The sequence below is a fragment of the Micromonospora sp. NPDC049049 genome (genome assembly GCF_040649115.1).
Classification (GTDB): Bacteria; Actinomycetota; Actinomycetes; order Mycobacteriales; family Micromonosporaceae; genus Micromonospora.
This window is the reverse complement of sequence record NZ_JBEZEX010000018.1, coordinates 82,413-103,709: the sequence shown is the minus strand read 5'-3', so window position 1 is coordinate 103,709 and position 21,297 is coordinate 82,413. Positions and strand designations below refer to the sequence as shown.

At 71.8% G+C, this 21,297-nt stretch carries 16 protein-coding genes and 1 pseudogene; 9 read left to right on the top strand and 8 right to left on the bottom strand.

Annotation, left to right across the window (positions count from 1 at the left end):
* The first annotated feature begins 25 nt into the window (after positions 1-25).
* On the top strand, positions 26-958 hold the full coding sequence (locus tag AB0B68_RS19705; RefSeq protein ID WP_357200385.1) for an NAD(+)/NADH kinase: 933 nt from the start codon (positions 26-28) through the stop codon (positions 956-958).
* A gap of 47 nt (positions 959-1,005) precedes the next feature.
* On the opposite strand, the gene pgm is transcribed toward AB0B68_RS19705, so the two are convergent.
* Positions 1,006-2,649, bottom strand: a complete 1,644-nt coding sequence (gene pgm, locus AB0B68_RS19700) for a phosphoglucomutase (alpha-D-glucose-1,6-bisphosphate-dependent) (protein ID WP_357261585.1) — start codon at positions 2,647-2,649, stop codon at positions 1,006-1,008.
* 31 nt (positions 2,650-2,680) lie between these two features.
* Complete coding sequence (gene glgC / locus AB0B68_RS19695) at positions 2,681-3,913, bottom strand: glucose-1-phosphate adenylyltransferase (protein WP_088990519.1); 1,233 nt, start codon at positions 3,911-3,913, stop codon at positions 2,681-2,683.
* Between the two features lie 70 nt (positions 3,914-3,983).
* Between glgC and glgA the strand changes: the two genes are divergently transcribed.
* Positions 3,984-5,201 carry a glycogen synthase gene (gene glgA, locus AB0B68_RS19690; RefSeq protein ID WP_357261582.1) on the top strand — a complete coding sequence of 406 codons (1,218 nt, stop codon included), beginning with the start codon at positions 3,984-3,986 and terminating at the stop codon, positions 5,199-5,201.
* Positions 5,202-5,213: 12 nt separating this feature from the next.
* On the opposite strand, the gene AB0B68_RS19685 is transcribed toward glgA, so the two are convergent.
* From AB0B68_RS19685 to AB0B68_RS19675, 3 genes are all read right to left on the bottom strand, one after another.
* Entirely contained in the window at positions 5,214-6,158 is a 945-nt protein-coding gene (locus AB0B68_RS19685) for an inositol-3-phosphate synthase (protein ID WP_357261580.1), read from the bottom strand.
* A 205-nt stretch (positions 6,159-6,363) separates the two neighbouring features.
* Positions 6,364-7,212: an ergot alkaloid biosynthesis protein gene (locus AB0B68_RS19680; RefSeq protein WP_357261577.1), complete on the bottom strand. Its 849-nt coding sequence runs from the start codon at positions 7,210-7,212 to the stop codon at positions 6,364-6,366.
* Positions 7,209-7,337: a hypothetical protein gene (locus AB0B68_RS19675; protein WP_357200370.1), complete on the bottom strand. Its 129-nt coding sequence runs from the start codon at positions 7,335-7,337 to the stop codon at positions 7,209-7,211. The genes AB0B68_RS19680 and AB0B68_RS19675 overlap by 4 nt, the downstream gene beginning before the upstream one ends.
* A 47-nt stretch (positions 7,338-7,384) precedes the next feature.
* Between AB0B68_RS19675 and AB0B68_RS19670 the strand changes: the two genes are divergently transcribed.
* The 3 genes from AB0B68_RS19670 to glgB are packed head-to-tail and all read left to right on the top strand — an operon-like array spanning position 7,385 to position 12,005.
* Positions 7,385-7,705 (top strand): hypothetical protein, encoded by a 321-nt coding sequence (locus AB0B68_RS19670; protein ID WP_357200367.1) that lies wholly within the window; start codon positions 7,385-7,387, stop codon positions 7,703-7,705.
* Positions 7,702-9,915 carry a maltotransferase domain-containing protein gene (locus tag AB0B68_RS19665; RefSeq protein WP_357200364.1) on the top strand — a complete coding sequence of 738 codons (2,214 nt, stop codon included), beginning with the start codon at positions 7,702-7,704 and terminating at the stop codon, positions 9,913-9,915. The genes AB0B68_RS19670 and AB0B68_RS19665 overlap by 4 nt, the downstream gene beginning before the upstream one ends.
* Positions 9,903-12,005: a 1,4-alpha-glucan branching protein GlgB gene (gene glgB / locus AB0B68_RS19660; protein ID WP_357200361.1), complete on the top strand. Its 2,103-nt coding sequence runs from the start codon at positions 9,903-9,905 to the stop codon at positions 12,003-12,005. Before AB0B68_RS19665 ends, glgB begins: the two co-directional genes overlap by 13 nt.
* 58 nt (positions 12,006-12,063) lie before the next feature.
* Here glgB and AB0B68_RS19655 read toward each other — a convergent pair whose 3' ends face one another.
* Together AB0B68_RS19655 and AB0B68_RS19650 are read right to left on the bottom strand one after the other, a co-directional pair.
* Complete coding sequence (locus AB0B68_RS19655; RefSeq protein WP_357261574.1) at positions 12,064-14,088, bottom strand: family 10 glycosylhydrolase; 2,025 nt, start codon at positions 14,086-14,088, stop codon at positions 12,064-12,066.
* A 146-nt stretch (positions 14,089-14,234) separates the two neighbouring features.
* Entirely contained in the window at positions 14,235-15,275 is a 1,041-nt protein-coding gene (locus tag AB0B68_RS19650) for a phosphatase domain-containing protein (protein WP_357200355.1), read from the bottom strand.
* A gap of 173 nt (positions 15,276-15,448) precedes the next feature.
* Here AB0B68_RS19650 and AB0B68_RS19645 point away from each other — a divergent pair, with 173 nt between their 5' ends.
* From AB0B68_RS19645 to AB0B68_RS19630, 4 genes and pseudogenes are all read left to right on the top strand, one after another.
* Entirely contained in the window at positions 15,449-17,104 is a 1,656-nt protein-coding gene (locus tag AB0B68_RS19645) for a hypothetical protein (RefSeq protein WP_357261571.1), read from the top strand.
* A 65-nt stretch (positions 17,105-17,169) separates the two neighbouring features.
* Positions 17,170-17,967, top strand: coding sequence for a peroxide stress protein YaaA (gene yaaA, locus AB0B68_RS19640; protein WP_357261568.1), 798 nt, complete (start codon positions 17,170-17,172; stop codon positions 17,965-17,967).
* Between the two features lie 106 nt (positions 17,968-18,073).
* A pseudogene (locus tag AB0B68_RS19635) lies at positions 18,074-18,703 on the top strand (hypothetical protein); the annotation flags it as partial.
* A gap of 187 nt (positions 18,704-18,890) precedes the next feature.
* Positions 18,891-19,847, top strand: coding sequence for a TAXI family TRAP transporter solute-binding subunit (locus AB0B68_RS19630; protein ID WP_357200346.1), 957 nt, complete (start codon positions 18,891-18,893; stop codon positions 19,845-19,847).
* A 10-nt stretch (positions 19,848-19,857) separates the two neighbouring features.
* Here the strand turns inward: AB0B68_RS19630 and AB0B68_RS19625 are convergent, their stop codons facing one another.
* Positions 19,858-21,288: a HAMP domain-containing sensor histidine kinase gene (locus tag AB0B68_RS19625; RefSeq protein ID WP_357261564.1), complete on the bottom strand. Its 1,431-nt coding sequence runs from the start codon at positions 21,286-21,288 to the stop codon at positions 19,858-19,860.
* Positions 21,289-21,297: the final 9 nt, after the last annotated feature.

Here is a 21,297-nt window from a genome sequence, read left to right as displayed (position 1 = left end):
GCCGCCGATGTGGTGAGCTGTACGGGTGTCGGGGCTGGGACTTGTGCTGCACCCCACCCGGGATGTCACCGAGGTGGTCGGGATCATCGAACGGTGGGCGACGCGTCACCGCAAGACGTTGTACGTGCGCGAGGAGGACCAGCACCGCGTCCCGTCCTCTGTCGAACCGGTGCCGGCGGACCAGGTGGCGTCCCGTGCCGACGCCCTGATCAGCATCGGCGGCGACGGCACCATGCTGGGTGCGCTGCGATCCGCCGTCCTCGACCCGAAACCGGTGCTCGGCGTACACCTGGGTCGGTTGGGGTTTCTCGTCGAGATCGAACCGCCGGAGCTGCCCGAGGCGCTGAGCCGGCTGCTGTCGAAGGACTTCACGATCGAGTCGCACGCCTGCCTCGCCTGTGACGTATGCGGCGACGACGTCGTGGCGTTCAACGACATCGCGTTGGTCCGTCAGCCGGGCGCCGGTTTCGTCAGCGTCACGCTCGCCATCGACGGCCAGCAGTACGGCTACTACCGCAGCGACGCCGTTGTGGTCGCCACTCCGACCGGCTCGACGGCGTACAGCTACGCGGCCGGTGGTCCACTGATCTCCCCGGCGGCGGACTCGGTGGTGATCACGCCGGCGGCGCCGATGGCCGGCATCTCCCGGGCGGTGGTGCTCTCCCCGGACGAGAAGATCCGGTTGGAGTTGCAGCCCAACTCGTCGCCGGTCGTCGTGGAGATGGACGGGTTGGTGTTCCGCGACGCCGCGACGGACGGCACGGTGGACATCTCGTACCGGCGCGACGCCGGTCTGGTGGTCCGCTTCGACCCGCTGCGCTACCAGGAGCGCAACCAGTTGAAGATGACGCTGCTCGACCTGCCGTTCCTCCCCGAGCAGCTCCGCGAACTGCTCCCCGAAGAGCTACGCCGACGCGGCCAGGAGCTACCCCCACCCGCCGACCCCCCACCCTGCTAACCCACCCCACCCCAGGAGAGCCGGGGGTGGGAGGTGGGGGTAGGGGGTCAGGACTGGGTTAGGGCTTGGTCTACCAGGTTCTTGGCTTCTTCCTGGATCTGCCTGAGGTGGTCGGGGCCCTGGAAGGACTCGGCGTAGATCTTGTAGACGTCCTCGGTGCCGGACGGGCGGGCGGCGAACCAGCCGGACTCGGTGCTGACCTTGAGGCCGCCGATCGCCGCGCCGTTACCGGGGGCGGTGGTCAGCGTGGCGGTGATCGGCTCACCAGCGAGCTCGGTGGCGGTGACCTGCTCCGGAGAGAGCTTGCCGAGCACTGCCTTCTGCTCCCGGGTGGCCGGAGCGTCGATCCGGGCGTACGAGGGCGCGCCGAAACGCTCGGCCAACTCCGCCCAGTGCTCGCTCGGGCTCCGGCCGGTGGTGGCCTGGATCTCGGCGGCGAGCAGGCAGAGCAGCAGGCCGTCCTTGTCGGTGGTCCAGGTCGAGCCGTCACGCCGCAGGAACGACGCCCCGGCGCTCTCCTCGCCACCGAAACCGACAGCGCCGTCGAGCAGGCCGGGCACGAACCACTTGAAGCCGACCGGCACCTCCAGCAGCGGACGACCCAGGTCGGCGGCGACCCGGTCGATCATCGACGAGGAGACCAGGGTCTTGCCCACCGCGGCGTCCGGCCCCCACTCGGTGCGGGTACGGAACAGGTGACCGATCGCCACCGCCAGGTAGTGGTTCGGGTTCATCAGCCCGGCGTCCGGGGTGACGATGCCGTGCCGGTCGGCGTCGGCGTCGTTGCCCGTGGAAATCTGGTAGTCGGCCCGCGCGGCGATCAGCGACGCCATCGCATTCGGCGAGGAGCAGTCCATCCGGATCTTGCCGTCGCCGTCCAGGGTCATGAACCGCCAGGTCGGGTCGACAGTCGGGTTGACTACTGTCAGGTCCAGCCGGTGCCGCTCGGCGATCTCACCCCAGTACGCCACGCTCGCCCCGCCCAACGGGTCCGCGCCGATGCGGATCCCCGCATCGCGGATCGCGTCGATGTCGATCGCCGCCGGCAGGTCGTCGACGTAGTTGGCGAGGAAGTCGTACTCCCCGGTGGTGTCCGCGGCCCGGGCCCGCGCGTAGGTGATCCGGCGGACCTCCTTGAGCCCGGCGGCCAGGATGGCGTTGGCCCGGTCCTGGATCCACCTGGTCACGTCGGTGTCGGCCGGCCCACCGTTTGTGGGGTTGTACTTGAAACCGCCGTCGTCGGGCGGGTTGTGCGACGGGGTGATGACGATGCCGTCAGCGAGCCCGCTGGTCCGCCCACGGTTGTGCGTGAGGATCGCGTGCGACAGCGCCGGGGTCGGGGTGTAACCGTCGCGGCTGTCCACCAGCACGGTGACCCCGTTGGCGGCGAGCACCTCCAGGGCGTCCACAGCGGCCGGCGCGGAGAGCGCGTGGGTATCCCGGGCGAGGAAGAGCGGCCCGTCGAGCCCCTGCTCGCGCCGGTAGTCGCAGAGCGCCTGGGTGACCGCCAGGATGTGGTCGGAGTTGAACGCGTTGCGCAGGCTGGAGCCGCGGTGGCCGGAGGTGCCGAAGGAGACCTGCTGGGCCGGGTCCGCAGGATCCGGATGCTCGGCGTAGTAGGCGGTCACCAGGCGCGGCACGTCGACCAGGTCGGCGGGCTCGGCGGGCTGGCCGGCACGGGGGTGGGTCACTGCGGGATCCTCCTCGGGGAGTGCCTGTCGGTCACGGCTCGACCTTCTGGCCCTTGCCGATCACCACGATGCCGTTGTCGGAAACTGTGTAACGCTGCCGGTCCTTCTCCAGGTCGACGCCGATCTCGACGCCCTCCGGGACGAACACGTTCTTGTCCAGGATGGCCCGCCGGACCACCGCGTGCCGGCCGATCTCCACACCCTCCATCAGCACCGAGCCCTCGACGTGCGCCCAGGAGTGCACCCGCACCTTCGGCGAGACGATCGAGTTCTCCACCAACGAGCCGGAGATCACCACGCCCGGGGAGACCATCGAGCCGACCGCGCGGCCGACCCGCTCACCCCACTGGTGGACGAACTTCGCCGGCGGCCACGGCAGCTGCTCGGTGTAGATCGGCCAGTCGAAGTTGTACATGTTGAAGACGGGGTGCACGTTGATCAGATCCATGTGCGCGTCGTAGAACGAGTCGAGCGTCCCCACGTCGCGCCAGTAGCCGCGATCACGGTCGGTGCTGCCCGGCACCTCGTTGTCGCGGAAGTCGTAGACGTTCGCCTCGCCCCGTTCGACGAGCATCGGGATGATGCTGCCGCCCATGTCGTGCTTGCTGGTCTTGTCTTCCGCGTCGCGTTCGACCGCCTCACAGAGCGCCCGGGTGGTGAAGACGTAGTTGCCCATCGAGGCGTAGATCTCGTCCGGCGCGTCGGGCAGGCCGACAGCGTCGGTGGGCTTCTCGCGGAACGCCCGGATCCGCTTGCCGTCCTCGCCGACCTCGATGACGCCGAACTGGTCGGCCATCGACAGCGGCTGGCGGATGCCGGCGACGGTCACCGCCGCGCCGGACGCGATGTGGTCCTCCACCATCTGCCGCGGGTCCATCCGGTAGATGTGGTCGGCGCCGAAGACGATCACGTAGTCGGGCTGCTCGTCGTTGATGAGGTTGAAGCTCTGGTAAATGGCGTCGGCCGAGCCGGCGAACCACCACGGGCCACGACGCTGCTGCGCGGGCACCGGGGTGACGTAGTTGCCGAGCAGCGTGGACATCCGCCAGGTCTTGGTGATGTGTCGGTCGAGAGAGTGGGACTTGTACTGGGTCAGCACGACGATCTTGAGATAGCCGGCGTTGGCCAGGTTGGAGAGGACGAAGTCGACCATGCGGTACATCCCGCCGAACGGGACGGCCGGCTTGGCCCGATCCGTGGTGAGTGGCATCAGGCGCTTGCCCTCCCCACCCGCCAGGACGATCGCGAGCACCTTGGCAGCCATGCCACGACGCTATCCACCCGCGTCCCACTTCACCACTCGTACGGGGAGTCTTCTGCACTAGGGTGCGCACATGACCGACTCCTCCCCGGCCACCGGTTCCCTGCGCGTCGATCTGCTCACCCGCGAGTACCCGCCGGAGGTCTACGGCGGCGCGGGCGTGCACGTCGAGTACCTGGCTCGGGAGCTGCGCGGCCTCGCCGACGTACGGGTGCACTGCTTCGGCCTGCCGCGCACCGAGCCGGGCGTCACCGCGTACGCCGAGCCGCCGGGTCTGACCGTCGCGAACGCCGCGCTGCGCACGATGGGCGTGGACCTGGAGATGGCCGCCGGCGCGGCCGGCACCGACGTGGTGCACAGCCACACGTGGTACGCGAACCTGGCCGGCCACACCGCGAAGCTGCTGCACGGGGTGCCGCACGTGGTGACCGCGCACAGCCTGGAGCCGCTGCGGCCGTGGAAGGCCGAGCAGCTCGGCGGCGGTTACGCGCTCTCCTCCTGGATCGAGCGCACCGCGATGGAGGCCGCCGACGCGGTGATCGCGGTCAGTGGCGGGATGCGCAACGACGTGCTCACCGCGTACCCGCAGATCGACCCCGACCGGGTCCGGGTGGTCTACAACGGCATCGACACCGTCCAGTACGCCCCAGATCAGGGCACCGACGTGCTCGACCGGCTCGGTGTCGACCCGTCCCGCCCCAGCGTGGTCTACGTGGGCAGGATCACCCGGCAGAAAGGGCTGCCGTACCTGCTGCGGGCCGCCCGGGAGTTGCCGGCGGACACCCAGCTCGTCCTGCTCGCGGGCGCGCCGGACACCGCCGAGATCGCCACCGAGGTGGAGGAGTTGGTCGCCGAGCTGCGGGCCAACCGTTCCGGCGTGGTCTGGGTGGCCGAGATGCTGCCGAAGCCCGAGGTGATCCAGGTGCTGACGCACGCCACCGTGTTCGTCTGCCCGTCGATCTACGAACCGATGGGCATCGTCAACCTGGAGGCGATGGCCTGCGAGACGGCCGTGGTGGCGACCGCGACCGGCGGCATCCCCGAGGTCGTGGCCGACGACGAGACCGGCCTGCTGGTGCCGATCGCGCAGGCCACCGACGGCTCCGGCACCCCACTGGACCCGGAACGCTTCGTGGCCGACCTGGCGGCCGCGATCAACACGCTGCTCGCCGACCCGGCACGCACCGAGCGGTTCGGCCTGGCCGGCCGGCGGCGCGCGGTGGAGCACTTCTCCTGGGACGCGATCGCCCGGCAGACCCTGGAGGTCTACCGCTCCGTTGGCGCGGCCTGAGGGAGACGGACGTCAGATCGCCGTTCCGGGCGGCGACTTGAACAACGAGGTCGCCTCGGCAGAGTGACCACCACGCCCGTCCCGTAGCGCGCTCGCGGCGATGCGGATCAGGTCGATGTTGACGCCGGCGGCCCCGCTCGGATCGTGCACCTTCAGCTTCACGTCGAGGCTCACCGCTGTCGCACCCCAACCCTGCGCCTCAAGGTTGAGGTGCGCCACCTTCTGCGACGCGAGATGCGGCAGGTAGCCGAGCGGAGCCACCTCAACGCTGCCAGCCCCCGACAAGGCGTTGAGCTTGGACCGCATCTTGGTGTCGGGGTTCTCGACCAGGTTGCGGAAGTCCTCGGTGCCGCCCAGGTTGACCTGGTAGGAGCTGACCAGGGTGAGGCCGCGTTCCTCAAGCAGCCGCAGCAGCGCCTTGTGCAGCACCGAGGTGCCGAACTGGCTGGCCAGGTCGTCGCCGAGCAGCGGCAGACCGGCCGCCTCGAACCTCTCCATCCGGCGTGGATCGCGGGCGACCGGGTCGGCGGTGGTGTTGATGAATGCGACGCCCGCCGTGTGGGCCGCCTCGGCGTACGCCTGGGCGATCTCCGGCCGGCCGCTGGGCGCCGAGTAGAGCAGCACCTCCGCGCCGGCCAGTGCCGCCGCCACCCGCGGCCCCTCGGTCGCGGCGACGAGGCCTTTCGTGACAGGCACGCCCGCTGTGGGCAGGCCGCAGTCCAGCCGGGGGAAGTTGTTGGGTGCCAGGAAGATCGCCTCGGTCAGGTCCCGACCGACCTTCTCCTCGGAGGTGGCGAAGGCCGCCACGATGTCGATGTCCCCCACCCCGATCCCGTCGATCGTCGGCCTGCGGATTCCGACCAGGCTGCCGCTCTGACGGTAGAGAGCCAGCCCCTGCACCAGTGCCGACGTGTTGTTACCGACCCCGACAACCGCGACCCTCACCCGTTCGATCATGGCGGGAGGCTACGTCACCTCCGCGCATTGCGCCGGTGCGCAACGGAGAGTGACCTCCGCGCGAGGAAACACCCCGGCGAGCGTGATGTCCCTGAGTCATCAATATGCCCCTGTGTCATCACGCTCACCGCAACGTCCGTCCCCAGGCCTCGACCCGCCGAGGCGAGCAACGGGCCCGGTTCGCTGAGAGTCCGACCGCCATTCCTCACCGGCCACCAGCCACTCGTGTCGGGCCGCCGCCGCTCAGGCGGTCCCGGCAGAAGTCCCGGAAGGATCGTGGCGTGCGACCCGTCACGTCCGCGACGGTCGACGTCGTCCGGTCCTCCGCGCCTGCCGCGATCGCCGTGTCCAGGCTCGCGAGGAAGCGGGCGAAGTCCGGCGGTATGCCGTTCGCGCTGTGGCGTGCGGCGAGTTCCGCCGCGTCGATCGGACGGTGTCTGACCGGCCGGCCACCAACCTCGGTGAGGACGGCGGCGATCTCGTCGTAGCTCAGCGCCGCTGGTCCCGTGATGATGTGGTCGGTGTTGTGCGGGGTGGGGTCAGTGAGAGCCCGCACCGCCACCTCGGCGATGTCGGCAGGGTCGACGAAGCCGACCCTGCCGACGCCGGTGGCGCTGACGATCTCGCCATGATCGCGGGCGGTCACGGCGTGCGGCTGCTCACTGACGAAGTTCTCCATGAACCAGGACGGCCGCAGAACCGCCCATTCCGGGAACAGCTCACCCAACCGTGCGTGCACCAGGCCCAGTCCGTGGTCGGCGGGCCCGATGGCCGAGGAGCTGAGCAGAACCACCCGGTGGACACCGGCGCTGCGTGCCCGGTCAAGGAAGGGCAGCATGATCGGTGCCGGGTCGACCTCGCCGACCGGCGGGATGGCGTAGATCGCGCGCACACCACTCAGAGCGTCCGGGTGGGTGGTCGGGTCGTACCAGTCGAAGCGGAAGCCTCCCGGGGAGGGGCGTCGGCTGGCGATCCGGGTGGGGTGACCACGCTCGGCGAGTGTGGCGGCGACGACGCGGCCGGTGGTTCCGGTGCCACCGATGACCAGGATCATGAGCGCACCAGGCCGCCACCGAGCAGTTCCTGTGCGGCGATCGGATCCCAGTAGTCGCGATAGTGCACGAGCCGCCCGTCGCGGATGGTCAGGACGGCGATGTAGCGCAGCTGGTTGTTCGACATGATCGTCCTTTCGTCGTCCGGGACAGGCCGTCGACCTGCTGCGGGCCATGCTGCGCTTCAAGCTCGACAACCGGGTGCTCACGCTGGCGCTGGAGAGCGCCGGGGGCGGCAGTCCGTACCGCAATGAGGCGTACGACCACTGGCACGCCCTGCTCGCCGTCCTCGTCGCGGAGGCACGCGGCCCGCAGTCGGCGGACTACCTGGCCCACGCCCTGCTCGCCGCCGTCCGCAGCGACCTGGTCGAACACCTGCGCGACTGGCCCGAAGCTCGGTGGCACGCGGGACTGGACGCACTTGTCGGCTCCTTACTCGGCGACGACGGCTTGGCCGCGCGCGAACGGATCTCGCGCAGTAGGTTGGCGGGGTGACTGGACGGTTCCCGATCGAAGACGTCTCCCCCGTCGTCTCGTGCGGGCGATACCCGGCCAAGGCGGTGGTCGACGAGCCGGTTCCGGTGTCGGCGCGCGCCTACCGGGAGGGGCACGACGCGCTGGGCTGCAACGTGGTGTGGGCTGGGCCGGACGGCGCGAGCCGGCCGTTCACCCGGATGCGCCCCGGCGAGCCCGGCCAGGACCGCTGGCACGCCACCATCGCACCGGACGCCGTCGGCTCGTGGACCTTCTCCGTCGAGGCGTTCCAGGACCCGTACCTGACCTGGCAGAACGCAGTGACCAAGAAGATCGCCGCCGGGCAGGGGCCGGAGGACCTGGCCAACGACCTGGCCGAGGGCGCTCGGGTCCTCGCCGCCGCCCGGGGCCTCGTGCCGGCCGCCGACCGGCCCCGGGTCGCCGATGCGCTCACCGCGCTGGTCGACACCGACCTGCCGCTGGCCCAGCGGGTCGGCCCGGCGCTGGCCCTGGCCGACCTGCTCTGGGAGCACCCGGTGCGGGAGCTGGTCACCGCCGGTGACACGTACTCGATCTGGGTTGACCGCAAGCGGGCGCTCTACTCGGCCTGGTACGAGTTCTTCCCCCGCTCCGAAGGAGCGGTGGGCGGGCGGTCCGGCACCTTCGCGACCGCCACCGAGCGGCTGCCAGGGGTGGCCGCGATGGGCTTCGACGTGCTCTACCTGCCGCCGATCCACCCGATCGGCCGGGTCAACCGCAAGGGCCCGAACAACGCGCTCACCGCCGGGCCGACCGACGTGGGCTCACCGTGGGCGATCGGCGCCGCCGAGGGCGGCCACGACACGATCCACCCCGACCTGGGTACGCCGGCGGACTTCCGGGCCTTCATCCAGGCGGCGGCGGCACAGGGCCTGGAAGTGGCGATGGACCTGGCGTTGCAGTGCGCGCCGGACCACCCGTGGGTCACCGAACACCCGGAGTGGTTCACCACCCGCGCGGACGGCAGCATCGCGTACGCGGAGAACCCGCCGAAGAAGTACCAGGACATCTACCCGGTCAACTTCGACAACGACCCGGAGGGCATCCGGGCCGAGGTGCTGCGGGTGGTGCTGCACTGGGTCGGCGAGGGCATCCGGATCTTCCGGGTGGACAACCCGCACACCAAGCCGTTCGACTTCTGGCACTGGCTGATCGCCGAGGTCAAGGCGGTCGATGAGGACGTGCTGTTCCTGGCCGAGGCGTTCACCCGGCCGGCGATCATGCACGGCCTCGGCAAGGTCGGCTTCACTCAGTCGTACACCTATTTCACCTGGCGCACGACGGCAGCCGAGATGCGGGCGTACTGCGAGGAGTTGATCGAGGCGGCCGACTACATGCGGCCGAACTTCTGGCCGAACACCCCGGACATCCTGCACGAGTCGTTGCAGCACGGCGGCCCGCCGATGTTCAAGATCCGGGCGGTGCTGGCCGCGCTGCTCTCCCCCTCCTGGGGCCTGTACGCGGGCTACGAGCTGTTCGAGCACGTGGCCCGGCCGGGCGCCGAGGAGTACCTGGACAACGAGAAGTACGAGCTGCGACCCCGGGACTGGGCCGCAGCGGAGGCGCAGGGCCGTTCGCTGGCACCGTTCCTGACCACCCTCAACCGGGTACGCCGGGACAACCCGGCCCTGCACCAGCTCCGCAACCTGCGCTTCCACGAGATCGACAACCCGGCGCTGCTCTGCTGGTCGAAGCACGACCCGGAGACCGGCAACACGGTCATCGTGATCTGCTCGTTCGACCCGCGCGCCGTGCAGTGGGGCAACACGACGCTCGACATGCCGGCGCTCGGTTTCGACTGGCATGAGCGGTTCACCGTGTACGACGAGGTGACCGGCACGAGTTACGACTGGGGTCAGCGCAACGCGGTGCGCCTCGACCCGTACCTGCAACCCGCGCACGTGCTGACAGTGCGCCGCCCGGTCGCACCCGCCGCGCCGGATCCCGCCGGCGTCGAACCGGCGAAACTCGCCGTCGCCGACGTCCCGGCGGAGCTGTCCGGCGGCACCGCGCCGACGACCCCGGCGCCGACGGACAGCGCGAGCCCGACAACGGCCCGCCCGTCCGCCCCTCGCCCGTCCGACCCCCGCTCGGCTGCGACCCGCTCGTCCGCTGCCCGCTCGGCGAAGCCCCGCCCGCCCGCCTCCGCACCGACCGACGCCGCCCCGAAGGACGACCGATGGACCAGCTGATCTCCGGCGCGACGCACGACCCGCACGCGCTGCTCGGCGCGCACCCCGCCGACGGCTCGACGACGATCCGCACGATGCGCCGAGGCGCTGGCGACGTCGCGCTGCTCGTCGGCGACGAGCGGCACCCGATGAAGCGGGTGCACGACGTGGGCGTCTTCGAGGCACAGGTCGACGGCACGGTGCTCGACTACCGGGTGGAGGTCGACGGGACCGCCCACGACGACCCGTACCGCTACCCGCCGACCCTCGGTGAGCTGGACCTGCACCTGATCCGCGAGGGCCGGCACGAGCGACTGTGGGAGGCGCTCGGCGCCCGGGTCTTCGACGAGGGCGTGGCGTTCAGCGTCTGGGCACCCAATGCCCATGGGGTGCGGGTGATCGGCGACTTCACCGGCTGGGGCCCCGACGACGGCTGGCCGATGCGGTCGCTCGGGTCCAGCGGGGTGTGGGAGCTGTTCGTCCCCAACGCCCGGGTCGGCGCCCGCTACAAGTACCGGGTGTTGGGCGCCGACGGGCAGTGGCGGGACAAGGCCGACCCGCTCGCGGCGTACGCCGAGGTGCCGCCGGCCACCGCCTCGGTGGTGCACCACTCGACGTACCGGTGGAACGACGCGGACTGGCTGGCCCGGCGGGCCGAGCGGCAGCCGCACCAGGAACCGATGAGCGTCTACGAGGTGCACCTCGGCTCGTGGCGGCCCGGCCTGGGCTACCGCGAGTTGGCCGAGCAGCTCACCGCGTACGTCACCGAGCTGGGCTTCACGCACGTGGAGTTCCTGCCCGTGATGGAGCACCCGTTCGGCGGCTCCTGGGGCTACCAGGTGACCGGCTACTACGCGCCGACCTCCCGGTTCGGTGACCCGGACGAGTTCCGGTACCTGGTGGACCGGCTGCACGAGGCCGGCATCGGCGTACTCCTGGACTGGGTGCCCGCGCACTTCCCGAAGGACGAGTGGGCCCTCGCGCGGTTCGACGGCACCCCGCTCTACGAGCACCCCGACCCGCGGCGCGGCGAGCACCCCGACTGGGGCACGTACGTCTTCGACTTCGGCCGCAACGAGGTCCGCAACTTCCTCGTCGCCAACGCGCTCTACTGGTGCGACCAGTTCCACGTCGACGGGCTGCGGGTCGACGCGGTCGCCTCCATGCTCTACCTGGACTACTCCCGTAACCACGGCGAGTGGGCCCCCAACAAGTACGGCGGCCGGGAGAACCTGGAGGCCATCGCGTTCATGCAGGAGGTGAACGCGACGGTCTACAAGCACCACGCCGGCGTCGTCATGATCGCCGAAGAGTCCACCGCCTGGCCGGGGGTCACCCGCCCCACCGCCGAGGGCGGGCTGGGCTTCGGGTTCAAGTGGAACATGGGCTGGATGCACGACACCCTGCTCTACACCTCGAAGGACCCGATCTACCGCCAGCACCACCACCACCAGCTCACCTTCTCCCTGGCGTACGCCTGGAGCGAGAACTACGTGCTGCCGATCAGCCACGACGAGGTGGTGCACGGCAAGGGCTCACTGGCCGGCAAGATGCCCGGCGACACCTGGCAGCGGCTGGCGAACGTGCGCGCGCTGCTGGCGTACATGTGGGCGCACCCCGGCAAGCAACTGCTCTTCATGGGCTCCGAGATGGCCGACGACCGGGAGTGGAGCGAGGAGCGCGGCCTCGACTGGTACCTGCTCCACGACCCGGCCCGCGCCGGTGTGCAACGACTCGTCGGTGACCTCAACCGGGTGTACCGGGAGACTCCTGCGCTCTGGGCACAGGACACCGAGCCGGCGGGCTTCCGCTGGATCGCCGGCGACGACGTCGCCAACAACACCGTGTCGTTCGTCCGGATCGCCCCGGACGGCTCGACGCTGGTGTGCGTGGCGAACTTCTCCGCCCAGCCGCTGCACGACTACCGGGTCGGCCTGCCGGCCGGCGGGACGTGGACCGAGGTGCTCAACACCGACGCGCACCACTACGGCGGCTCCGGGGTGGGCAACCTGGGTGAGGTACGGGCCGAGGACGTGCCGTGGCACGGGATGGTCGCCTCGGCCGCCCTCCAGGTTCCCCCGCTGGGTGCCGTCTGGCTCCGCCGCGACTGACGGGTGAGCGGGACCGTTCCCCCGAGACGTCGAGACGCCTCGGGGGAACGGCGCGGGCTCAGAGCCGGGTGATCCGGACGGCGTCGGCGACGACGTACCCGGTCGTGCTGGTCCAGCGGCTGACCCCGACGACCTGGCGCGTCCCCGCGGCGAAGTCGTAGGTGCCCAGCACCCGCCACTGGCCGCCGCCGCTGCGCTGGTCGACGGAGGCCGTCACGGTCCCGTTCGCGGTGGCCACCAGGTGCGGCGTGGCGCTGTTGTAGCCGGGATCGGCCGGGTACCAGACCTCGACCCGGTACGAGCCGGCGGCGGGCAGCGTCGCGCTGAACCAGGCCGGGTCACTGACCGCCTGCGGCTCGGCGAACCGGTAGTTCGTGCCGTACCGCGTGGTGAGGTACGACGAGGTGCCCCAGGTGGCGGCGGCGGTGAAGCCACCAGTGGTGGTGTTGTCCACGATCACGCTGAACGTGCCGCCGGTGCCGGTGACCACCCGCGCGTTGCTGGCCGGGCTCTCGTGGTGCAGCCGGTCCAGGGCAGTCACCAGGTACCGGTAGGTCGAGCCGGCTGCGGCGGTGGCGTCGGTGAACGTCCCGGTGCTGCCTGCGGCACGCGCCGTGCCGAGCAGGTTGCGGGCATCGGCCAGGTCGCAGGGGTCGACCGAGCCGTCGCCGGGCAGTCGGTACACGGCGTACGAGGCCGTGCTGCCGGCGGTGCCACGCTGCCAGTTCAGCGTCACGCCGCCGGTGCCGCGTACCGCCGAGGTGAGGTTCGGCGCGGCGGGCGCGGCACCGCCCACCCCGGCCGGTGCCAGGGCGGGCCGGCGGTAGTGGTCGGTCGTCAGCCGGGAGACGGCACCGATGCGGTCGGCGCGTACGTCCTTGGCGCTGAAGTGGATGTCGCCGAGGATCCGGGGGTAGGCGCGGTTGAGGGTCAGATGGTCGGTGAGTTCGGCCGGGTCCTGCCAGGCGGCATCCTGCCCGGAGGCCCCGGCGCGGTAGGTGGCCTGCCCGACGAGCAACTGCACTGTGGTCCCGTTGACGGTCTCCGACCACCAGCGGACCAATTCCGCGTAGTCGGCCGCGGGGTGGCCGATCTGCCAGTAGATCTGCGGGGCGATGTAGTCGATCCAACCCTGCTTCACCCACCGTCGGGTGTCGGCGTAGATCGCGTCGTACGACTGGAGGCCGGTGGTGCGCGAGCCGAGCGGGTCGGTGCCGGCGTTGCGCCAGATGCCGAACGGGCTCACGCCGAGCTTCACCCACGGTTTCGCCGCCCGGATCTTGGCACTCATCTCCTGCACCAGCAGGTTGACGTTGTTGCGCCGCCAGTCGGCGATGGTGCTGAAGCCGGCGCCGTACTGGGCGTACGTGGCCTGGTCGGGGAAGCCCCCACCGCTGCCCGGGTACGGGTAGAAGTAGTCGTCCCAGTGCACCGCGTCGATGTCGTAGCGGCTGACGGCGTCCATCATCGCGGTCTGCACGAAGGCCCGGACGGCGGGGATGCCGGGGTTGTAGTAGAGCTGGCCGTTGTAGGCGACCGCCCAGCCCGGGTTCGTGCGGGCCGGGTGGCTGGCGGCCAGCTTGGTCAGGTCGGTGTGGGTCGCGACCCGGTACGGGTTGAACCAGGCGTGGAACTCCAGGTCGCGGGCGTGCGCCTCGGCCACCATGAAGGCCATCGGGTCGTAGCCGGGATTGCCTCCCTGGGTTCCGGTGAGCCACTGCGACCACGGCTCGTACGTCGACGGCCAGAAGGCGTCGGCGGCGGGACGGACCTGCACGACGACGGCGTTCATCCGACGCTGCTTGGCCAGGTCGAGCCAACCCCGGTACTCCGCCTGTTGGGCGGCGGCGGTGAGGCCGGTGCGGCTGGGCCAGTCGATGTTGGCCACGCTGGCGATCCACATGCCCCGGAACTGCCGTTTCGGGGTGGCCGGATCTGTCACGCAGGCTGCCTGGGCGGCCACCGGCACGGTGCCCGGCGGCGTGGTTGGGGAGGGAGATGCGGCAGTGGGGTGGGCCGCGCCGAGCGTCAGCGCCGCTACCAGCGCCAGCCCGGGAAGGGATCGATGAAAGTCGACACGCACGAAAGTATGTTCAGTGCTACAGGACTGCCACGCAAGTATTCTTCACAGCTTTCACTCTGCGAAGTCAGCCGCTGACCGTTCAGGACGGGACGCCCACGGGGCCGGTCCTGGCGCGAGGCGCCGTTGGGGCCGTCGGCGTCAGAGGATCAGACCAGGCCGGCGTCGCGGAGCAGTTGCCAGAGGCCGGCGCCGTCCGGGGCGGACAGCCACTTCTGCCCCACCGGCCCCGACGACGGTCGGCCGGCGGGGGCGGGCAGGGTGCCGGCCAGCACGGACTGGGTCGGAGAGAGGCGGCGGATCGCCACCCCGGCGACGTTCTCCGGGTGGGCGGCGGCGAACTCACGGTAGATCTCCTGGTCGTGCTGGCCGTCGTCGCCGACGAGCAGCCAGCGCACGTCGGGAAACTCCTTGGCCAGCCGGGCCAGGGTGGACCGCTTGTGTTCCATGCCGCTGCGGAACCAGCGGTCGGCGGTCGGGCCCCAGTCGGTGAGCAGCAGCGGCCCGGCCGGGTAGAGGTGGCGGGACAGGAAGCGGGTCAGGGTCGGGGCCACGTTCCAGGCGCCGGTGGAGAGGTAGAAGACCGGTGCGCCGGGGTGCGCGGTGACCAGCCGCTCGTAGAGCACCGCCATGCCGGGCACCGCGTTGCGGGCGTGCTCGTCGAGCACGAACGTGTTCCATGCGGCGAGCAGCGGCCGGGGCAGCGCGGTCACCATCACCGTGTCGTCGATGTCGGAGATGATGCCGAACTTGACCTCCGGGTCGAGGATGCGCACCGGGGCGTCGACCGGCTCGGCGTCCGGGACGCTGAGCCGGACCGTACCCCAACCGGGCGGCAGGTCCGCCTCGACCAGCGTGTCGACGAAGCCGCTGCGGTCGGCCCGCGTCTCGTGTCGCACCCCGCCGGCCTCGATGGTCACCGTGACGTGCTTGTTGGGCAACGTCGTGAAGCTGCGCCAGCCGCGAACCTTGTCGAGCCGACCCCGCTGACGGGTGTCCGGACGGCCCAGCAGCACCCGACACATCACCCGCACCCAACCCGGCGCGCCATAGCCGGTGTACGCGACGATGTTGACCCGCCAGCCGGTGCGCCGCAGCCGGCGCTCGACGAGCTGGTGCACGGCGTCCTCGATCCGCGCGGCCCGGTGCAGGTTCGGAACGGCCAGTTGGCCGGCGGGAGTGGGTGGCACGCGCCAACCCTGCCACACGTCGACAGCCACGGCCACGCGAGCCAACCCGGGCCGCGCCGATCCGGCCCGGTCACCGTGTGGCCGACCCAGCCCCACCGGGCTGCGCCGATCGGCCTCGGCGGCCCGACCGAACGTGAAACACTCCGGTCGGGACGACGACGGGGGCGTTGGTCGTGTCGCATCCAGAGCAGCACCGTGGGCGATGGCGCCCGCGACTCGATCGACCGGCGCTCGCCGCGCTGCTGTTCGGGCTCGCCGGTGTCGTCTACCGGCTGGTCCTGACGCTGTTCACGGTGCCGGTGTCGAACAGCGACGAGGCGACGTTCGGTCTCGCCGCGCTGCACATCGGGCAGGGCAGGGAACGCCCGGTCTTCCTCTACGGCCAGCACTACATGGGGATGTTGGAGTCATACCTGGCCGCTCCCCTGGTGGCGGTGGCCGGGCCGAGCTGGCCGGTGCTGCGCCTGCCGATGCTCGCGCTGTACGCGGTCTTCCTCTACCTGATCCACCGGTTGACCCGCCGCCTCTGCACCCCGTGGTTCGCCGCCTTCGTTGTGGGTCTGCTCGCGCTCGGGCCGGAGCGGGTGGTGCGCGACCAGCTCACCGTCGTCGGCGGGCGGCCGGAGGTGAAGCCGGCGGTGCTGCTGATGCTGCTGATCACCGTGGGGCTGGCCGCCGGCACGGTCCACCGCCGTCGGTTGGCGGTCGGCCTGTTCGGGCTGCTCGTCGGGCTGGCCGTCTGGTCGGACTGGCTGATCCTGCCGTACCTCGCTGTCGCCGGGTTGGCCCTGGTCTGGGCGGTACGGCGGGAGCTGCTCGGCTGGTCCGGTCTGCTGCTGGTGGCGGGGGTGGTCGTCGGCGTCGCCCCGATGATCATCGACAACCTGCGGGCCGGACCCGGTGACGACTCGCTGTCGGTGTTCCGGCAGGTCAGCACCAAGGTCGGCCCGCAGCCGCCGTGGTCCGACCGGATCCGGGGCGGCTTGCTGGAGGGCGTGCCGTTGGCGCACGGGCTCTGCCCGGTGGACGGTTGCGGACGCTGGCAGCAGTGGTTCGGTCTGTTGTACCCGGTGCTGCTGCTGGCCGCCGCGGCACTCGCTGTGCTCGCGTACCGGCGCGCCGCCGGGGCCCCGCGTGCGGAGCGGGTCGGACGCGGGGCCGGCGGGCTACGTGGGGCTCGGGTCGGGCCGGTCGTGCAGCTCGCGCTGGTCGTCGGCGCGGCGTTGACACTGCTGTCGTACGTGCGCAGTCCGCTCGCCGCGACCAGCCCGCTGGACAACGCCCGCTACCTGTCGGTGCTGCAACTGTCGTTGCCGGCGGTGCTCTGGCCGCTCTGGGTGGCGGCGTTGACCGCCTGGCGGGGCACCAGCAGCGTGCTGGGGCGATTCACCGGCGCGCTGTCCGCCGCGGTGCTGGCCGCGCTGACAGTGACCACCCTGGTGATCACCGTGCTGTTCGCGGCCACCGGCACCGCGGCGTCGCGGACCGAGGAACGCCAGGCCCGGGAGCTGGCCGCCGCGCTGCGCGCCGACGGACCCCATGAGGTGTACGGGGACTACTGGACCTGCAACCGGTTGATCTTCAACACGGACGAGTCGGTGGTCTGCGGGGTGCTCGACGGGAACCTGTCACCGGGGCAGAACCGCTACCGACCGTACTGGCGGCAGGTGGGGCGGGCCGAGCGGCCGGGCTACGTGGTGGAGATCGACTCGCCGATGGACCGGCGGTTGCGGAGGCTACTCGCCGACCGGGCCGACGCCGCGCCGGTGCGGGAGGTCGGCGGCTATCGCGTGTACCACCCCGACACCCCGGTGCGGCCCTGGCGGTAGGGGCTGGTCGTACGCTGGCCGGGCCGGCGCGTGGGGCGCCGCCGTTTCGCCCGTCGAGGAGACCCATGCTCATCCTGTTGCCGCCCTCGGAGGGGAAGGCCGACGCCGGCACCGGACGGCGTTGGACCCCGGAGCGGCTCTCGCTGCCCGAGCTGAACCCGGCCCGCGAGCGGGTGCTGGACGCCCTGGTGGCGCTGAGCGCCGGGCCGGACGAGGAGGCCGCGCGGGCGGCGCTCGGCCTCAGCGAGGGCCAGCGGAGCGAACTGCGGCGCAACGCCCGGCTGCGGGAGGCGGCCACCGCACCGGCCGAGCGGCTCTACACCGGGGTGCTCTACGAGGCGTTGGACCTGGCCTCGTTGCCGGCCACGGCGCTGCGGGCGGCCCGCCGGTCGATCCTGATCAGCTCCGGGCTGTGGGGCGCGGTCCGGTTGGCCGACCGGATTCCGCCGTACCGCTGCCCGATCGGCGCCCGCCTGCCCGACGTCGGGGCGCTGTCGACGTACTGGCGCAGGGAGCTGACGCCGACGGTGGACGGCGCCGCCGGGCGCGGCCCGGTACTGGACCTGCGCTCCGGCGCGTACGCGGCCACCTGGACGCCGCGCGGTGAGCTGGCCGAGCGCACTGTCACCGTGCGGGTGCTGCACGAGCGGGAGGTCGACGGCGTGCCGGTCCGCTCGGTGGTCAGCCACTTCAACAAGGCGACCAAGGGGCGGCTGGTCCGGGACCTGCTCGTCGCCGGCGCCCGGCCGCGCACCGCCGCGGAGCTGATTGGCACGCTGCGGGAGCTGAAGCACACAGTGGTGGAGCAGCCCGCCGTTCCCGGGCGGATGCGGCAGGTGGATCTGGTGGTCACCGACCTCTAGCGGCACCGCAGCCGCAAGATTTGCTCAAGGCTGGGCCGGAGGAGTTCCGTAACGACGTGGCAGGGGCCAGGGTAGGGCAACCCAGACTCCGACAAGGGAGCCTTCGTTGACCCACGAACCCGCCCTGCTCGACCGGCCGCACACCCCGACCACCCCGTCCCCGTTGGGCTGGCTGACCCTGGGCGACGCGTTCGAGGCTGCCTGCCTGCTGCGCTGCACACCACCACCGACGGCCGCCCGGCCCAGCACGGTCCGGGCCGAGCACACCGCCGGGGTGGAGTTCAACCGGGAGGACGCCGCGCAGCGGATGCGGCAACTGCTCAACCGGCTGGACATCCCGGTCACCCACGAGGTGGCCGTCGGCGGCCTGCGTCGCCGCTATGAGCTGCACCGACTGTGGGTGCCCCGGGAGCACCAGGGCGCGTACACCCGGATGTTGGACGCGGGCTGGTGGCAGGGGCGACGCGAGCTGCTCGGCGGGCCGCTGCCCGGCGCCTCACCGGCCCGCAGGCGGTTGGTGACCCGCCTGGCGGAGGCAGCCTGGCGCTCGGCGTTGCTGGCCGCCGGGCGGCACGTCCGGCGGCACATCCTCGGTGTCCGGCTCACCGACCGGGAACTGGCCGCGGTGCTGATCCGGGGAGCGGCCGTGCTCGACGTACCGGCCCGGCTCCGCCCCGGCACCGGTTGCTTCCTGGTCAGCGTGGCCGACGGCCCGGACCGGCAGCGGATCCTGCGCAGCGCGGCGTTGGAGCCGGCGCGCGGCCCGATGGCGGAACCCGGGACGGCGACGGAGCGCGGGACGACCCCGGCGTCGGCACGGGGCGTGGGCGTGGCGCCGGCAGGTCGCGCGGCCTGCTGATCGGGTCCCGACCGTCCGGCGCATCGCCGACGCGGGCTTGCGCGCACCCGCCCGACGGCGCACAGTGCACCGCGTGAGTCGTACCTCGTCCCGCCGCGCCGGCCTGGCCGCCCTGTCGACGGTGCTGCTGATCGCGAACCTGGCCATCGCCAGCTGCCGGGACGCCCCGACCGAGCCGACGTCGATCCGGATCGCCACCGGCAGCCCCACCGCTGTCTACTACGCGTTCGGGCGGTCCCTGGCAGCCATCCTCAACCGGGAACTCCCCGACGTACGGGCCAGCGTGGTGATCACCGCCGCCTCGGCGGAGAACGTCCAACTCGTCGGCTCCGGCGGGGCCGAGCTGGGCTTCACCCAGGCCGATGTGCTGCCCACCAGCACGGCGGGAAGCCCCGCTGTCGACGCGGTCGCCCGGGTGTACGACGACCAACTGCACCTGGTCACCACGAGCGGCGGCCCGGTCCGCACCGTCGCCGACCTACGCGGCCGGCGAGTCTCCGTCGGCGCGGCCGGCTCGGGCACCGAGATCACCGCGACCCGGCTGCTGGAGGTGGCCCGCCTCGGTGGTGACGAGGTGCGCCGGGAACGGCTCGGACTGGACGACTCGGTGGCGGCGCTGCGCTCCGGGCGGATCGACGCGTTCTTCTTCTCCGGCGGGTTGCCGGTCCGGGGCATCGAGGAGTTGGCCGAGGCCAGCGCCATTCGGATCGTTGACCTCAGCGAGTGGACCGAGCCGCTGCGCTCACGGTACGGCCAGGTCTACGTCTCCCGCGACATCCCCCGCTCGGTGTACGGGGTGGATGCGGTGACCACCGTGGCCGACCCGAACTACCTGATCGTCCGGGCCGACCTGCCGGAGCCGTTGGTCCGTGAGGTGACCCGGCTGCTGATGGAACGCCGGGCCGAGCTGGCCGCCGCCCATCCGGCGGCGGGACGGATGAGCCCCCGCTCGGCGATCGTCACCGCGCCGCTGTCGCTGCACCCCGGCGCCGCATCCTGGTACCGCGCCACCAAACCGTGACGGCCGAGCCTCACCGCGCCGGGGAGGGTCGCAGGTCGGCGGTCGGTTCCTCCACCGCCGACTCCACGGGAAGGGCCGGCGTCGGGAACCACAGGGCGGCGATCAGCCCCCGCGACTCCCCCGGGCGCATGGTGAGCCGCCCGTCCGAGGCGTCCACCAGCACGGCGGCGATGGTCAGACCGAGCCCCGCGCCGTCCACATTCTGCGCGTCCGGGGCCCGCCAGAACCGCTCGGTCGCCTGGCCGAGCTGACTCTCGGTCATGCCGGGGCCCGAGTCGCGGACCTCCAGCGCCACCCCGCCGTCGCGACGGGCCACCGTCACCGTCACCGCCCCGCCCGCCCCGCTGAACTTCACCGCGTTGTCGATGAGGGCGTCCAGCGCCTGGTCGACGGCGGTCGGCACGGTCTGCGCGTACGCCGGGGCGTCGGTAGTGGCCAGCCGCAACGCGACCGACCGGTGCCGGGCCAGCGGCGCCCACGCGGCCACCCGGGAGGCGGCCACCGCGGCGGCGTCCACCGTGACGCGCTCGTTCTCCTCCCGTTCCGCCCGAGCGAGGGTCAGCAACGCGTCGAGCACCAGCGCGAGCCGGTCGGTCTCCACCAGGGCCAGCCGGTGCTCGGACCGACCGTCGGGGTCGGTGAGACTGGGTCCCAACTCCTCCACCCGCAGCCGCAGCGCGGTGAGCGGGTTGCGCAGCTGGTGGCTGGCGTGGGCGACGAAGGCACGCTGCCGGTCCATCACGTCGGAGACCACGTCGGCCATGTGGTTGAAGCTGGCCGCCAGGCGGCGCAGCTCCGGCGGGCCCAGCCGGTGCTGCACCCGGGCGCCCCGGTCGCCCTCGGCGATCTCATGGGTGACCGCGTCCAGTTCGGTGACCGGGCGCAGCACCCAACCGGCCAGCCCGAACGCGGTGAGCACGCAGGCCAGCACGGCGAGCAGACCGGCCAGGGCGAGCAGCAGCCACCACGAGACGACGGCTCGGCGGATCGAGCCGGCAGGGGTCACTATCACCACCGCCCCGAGCACCTCACCGCCGTCGTTGATCGGTACGGCCACCACCACGGGGTCGGTCGTCCAGGGCCAGACCGACTCGGGGGCGCTGGTCTGCTGCCCGGACAGGGCGACGTCCAGCACCGTCGCGGTCCCCGGGCTGGCCTGCCAACCCGGCGACGAGACCGGGATGTTCCGGTCCCGGTCGACGATCGCGGCGCTGATCGCGTACAGGTCGTCGTAGCTGGTCAGCTCCGACTCGATCGGGCCGGGCCCGCCATCACGCAACGCCGGTCCGGCCAGCGAGGCGAACCGGGTCGCGTCGGCGAGCCGGTCGGCGCGGACCCGTTCGGTCTCGCGGCTGGCCATGGTGGCGGCCAGTGGTGTCTCCAACGCGATGAGGACGAGGACCATCAGCAGCAGATAGCTGATCACCAGGCGACGGCGCACGTCAGCTCC

What these genes read in the sequence shown, in the direction of transcription:
- glgC (WP_088990519.1), bottom strand. Translation starts at nt 3,913, where the DNA reads ATGGCTGCCAAGGTGCTCGCGATCGTCCTGGCGGGTGGGGAGGGCAAG.
- glgA (WP_357261582.1), top strand. Translation starts at nt 3,984, where the DNA reads ATGACCGACTCCTCCCCGGCCACCGGTTCCCTGCGCGTCGATCTGCTC.
- AB0B68_RS19685 (WP_357261580.1), bottom strand. Translation starts at nt 6,158, where the DNA reads ATGATCGAACGGGTGAGGGTCGCGGTTGTCGGGGTCGGTAACAACACG.
- AB0B68_RS19680 (WP_357261577.1), bottom strand. Translation starts at nt 7,212, where the DNA reads ATGATCCTGGTCATCGGTGGCACCGGAACCACCGGCCGCGTCGTCGCC.
- AB0B68_RS19675 (WP_357200370.1), bottom strand. Translation starts at nt 7,337, where the DNA reads ATGTCGAACAACCAGCTGCGCTACATCGCCGTCCTGACCATCCGCGAC.
- AB0B68_RS19670 (WP_357200367.1), top strand. Translation starts at nt 7,385, where the DNA reads ATGCTGCGCTTCAAGCTCGACAACCGGGTGCTCACGCTGGCGCTGGAG.
- glgB (WP_357200361.1), top strand. Translation starts at nt 9,903, where the DNA reads ATGGACCAGCTGATCTCCGGCGCGACGCACGACCCGCACGCGCTGCTC.
- yaaA (WP_357261568.1), top strand. Translation starts at nt 17,170, where the DNA reads ATGCTCATCCTGTTGCCGCCCTCGGAGGGGAAGGCCGACGCCGGCACC.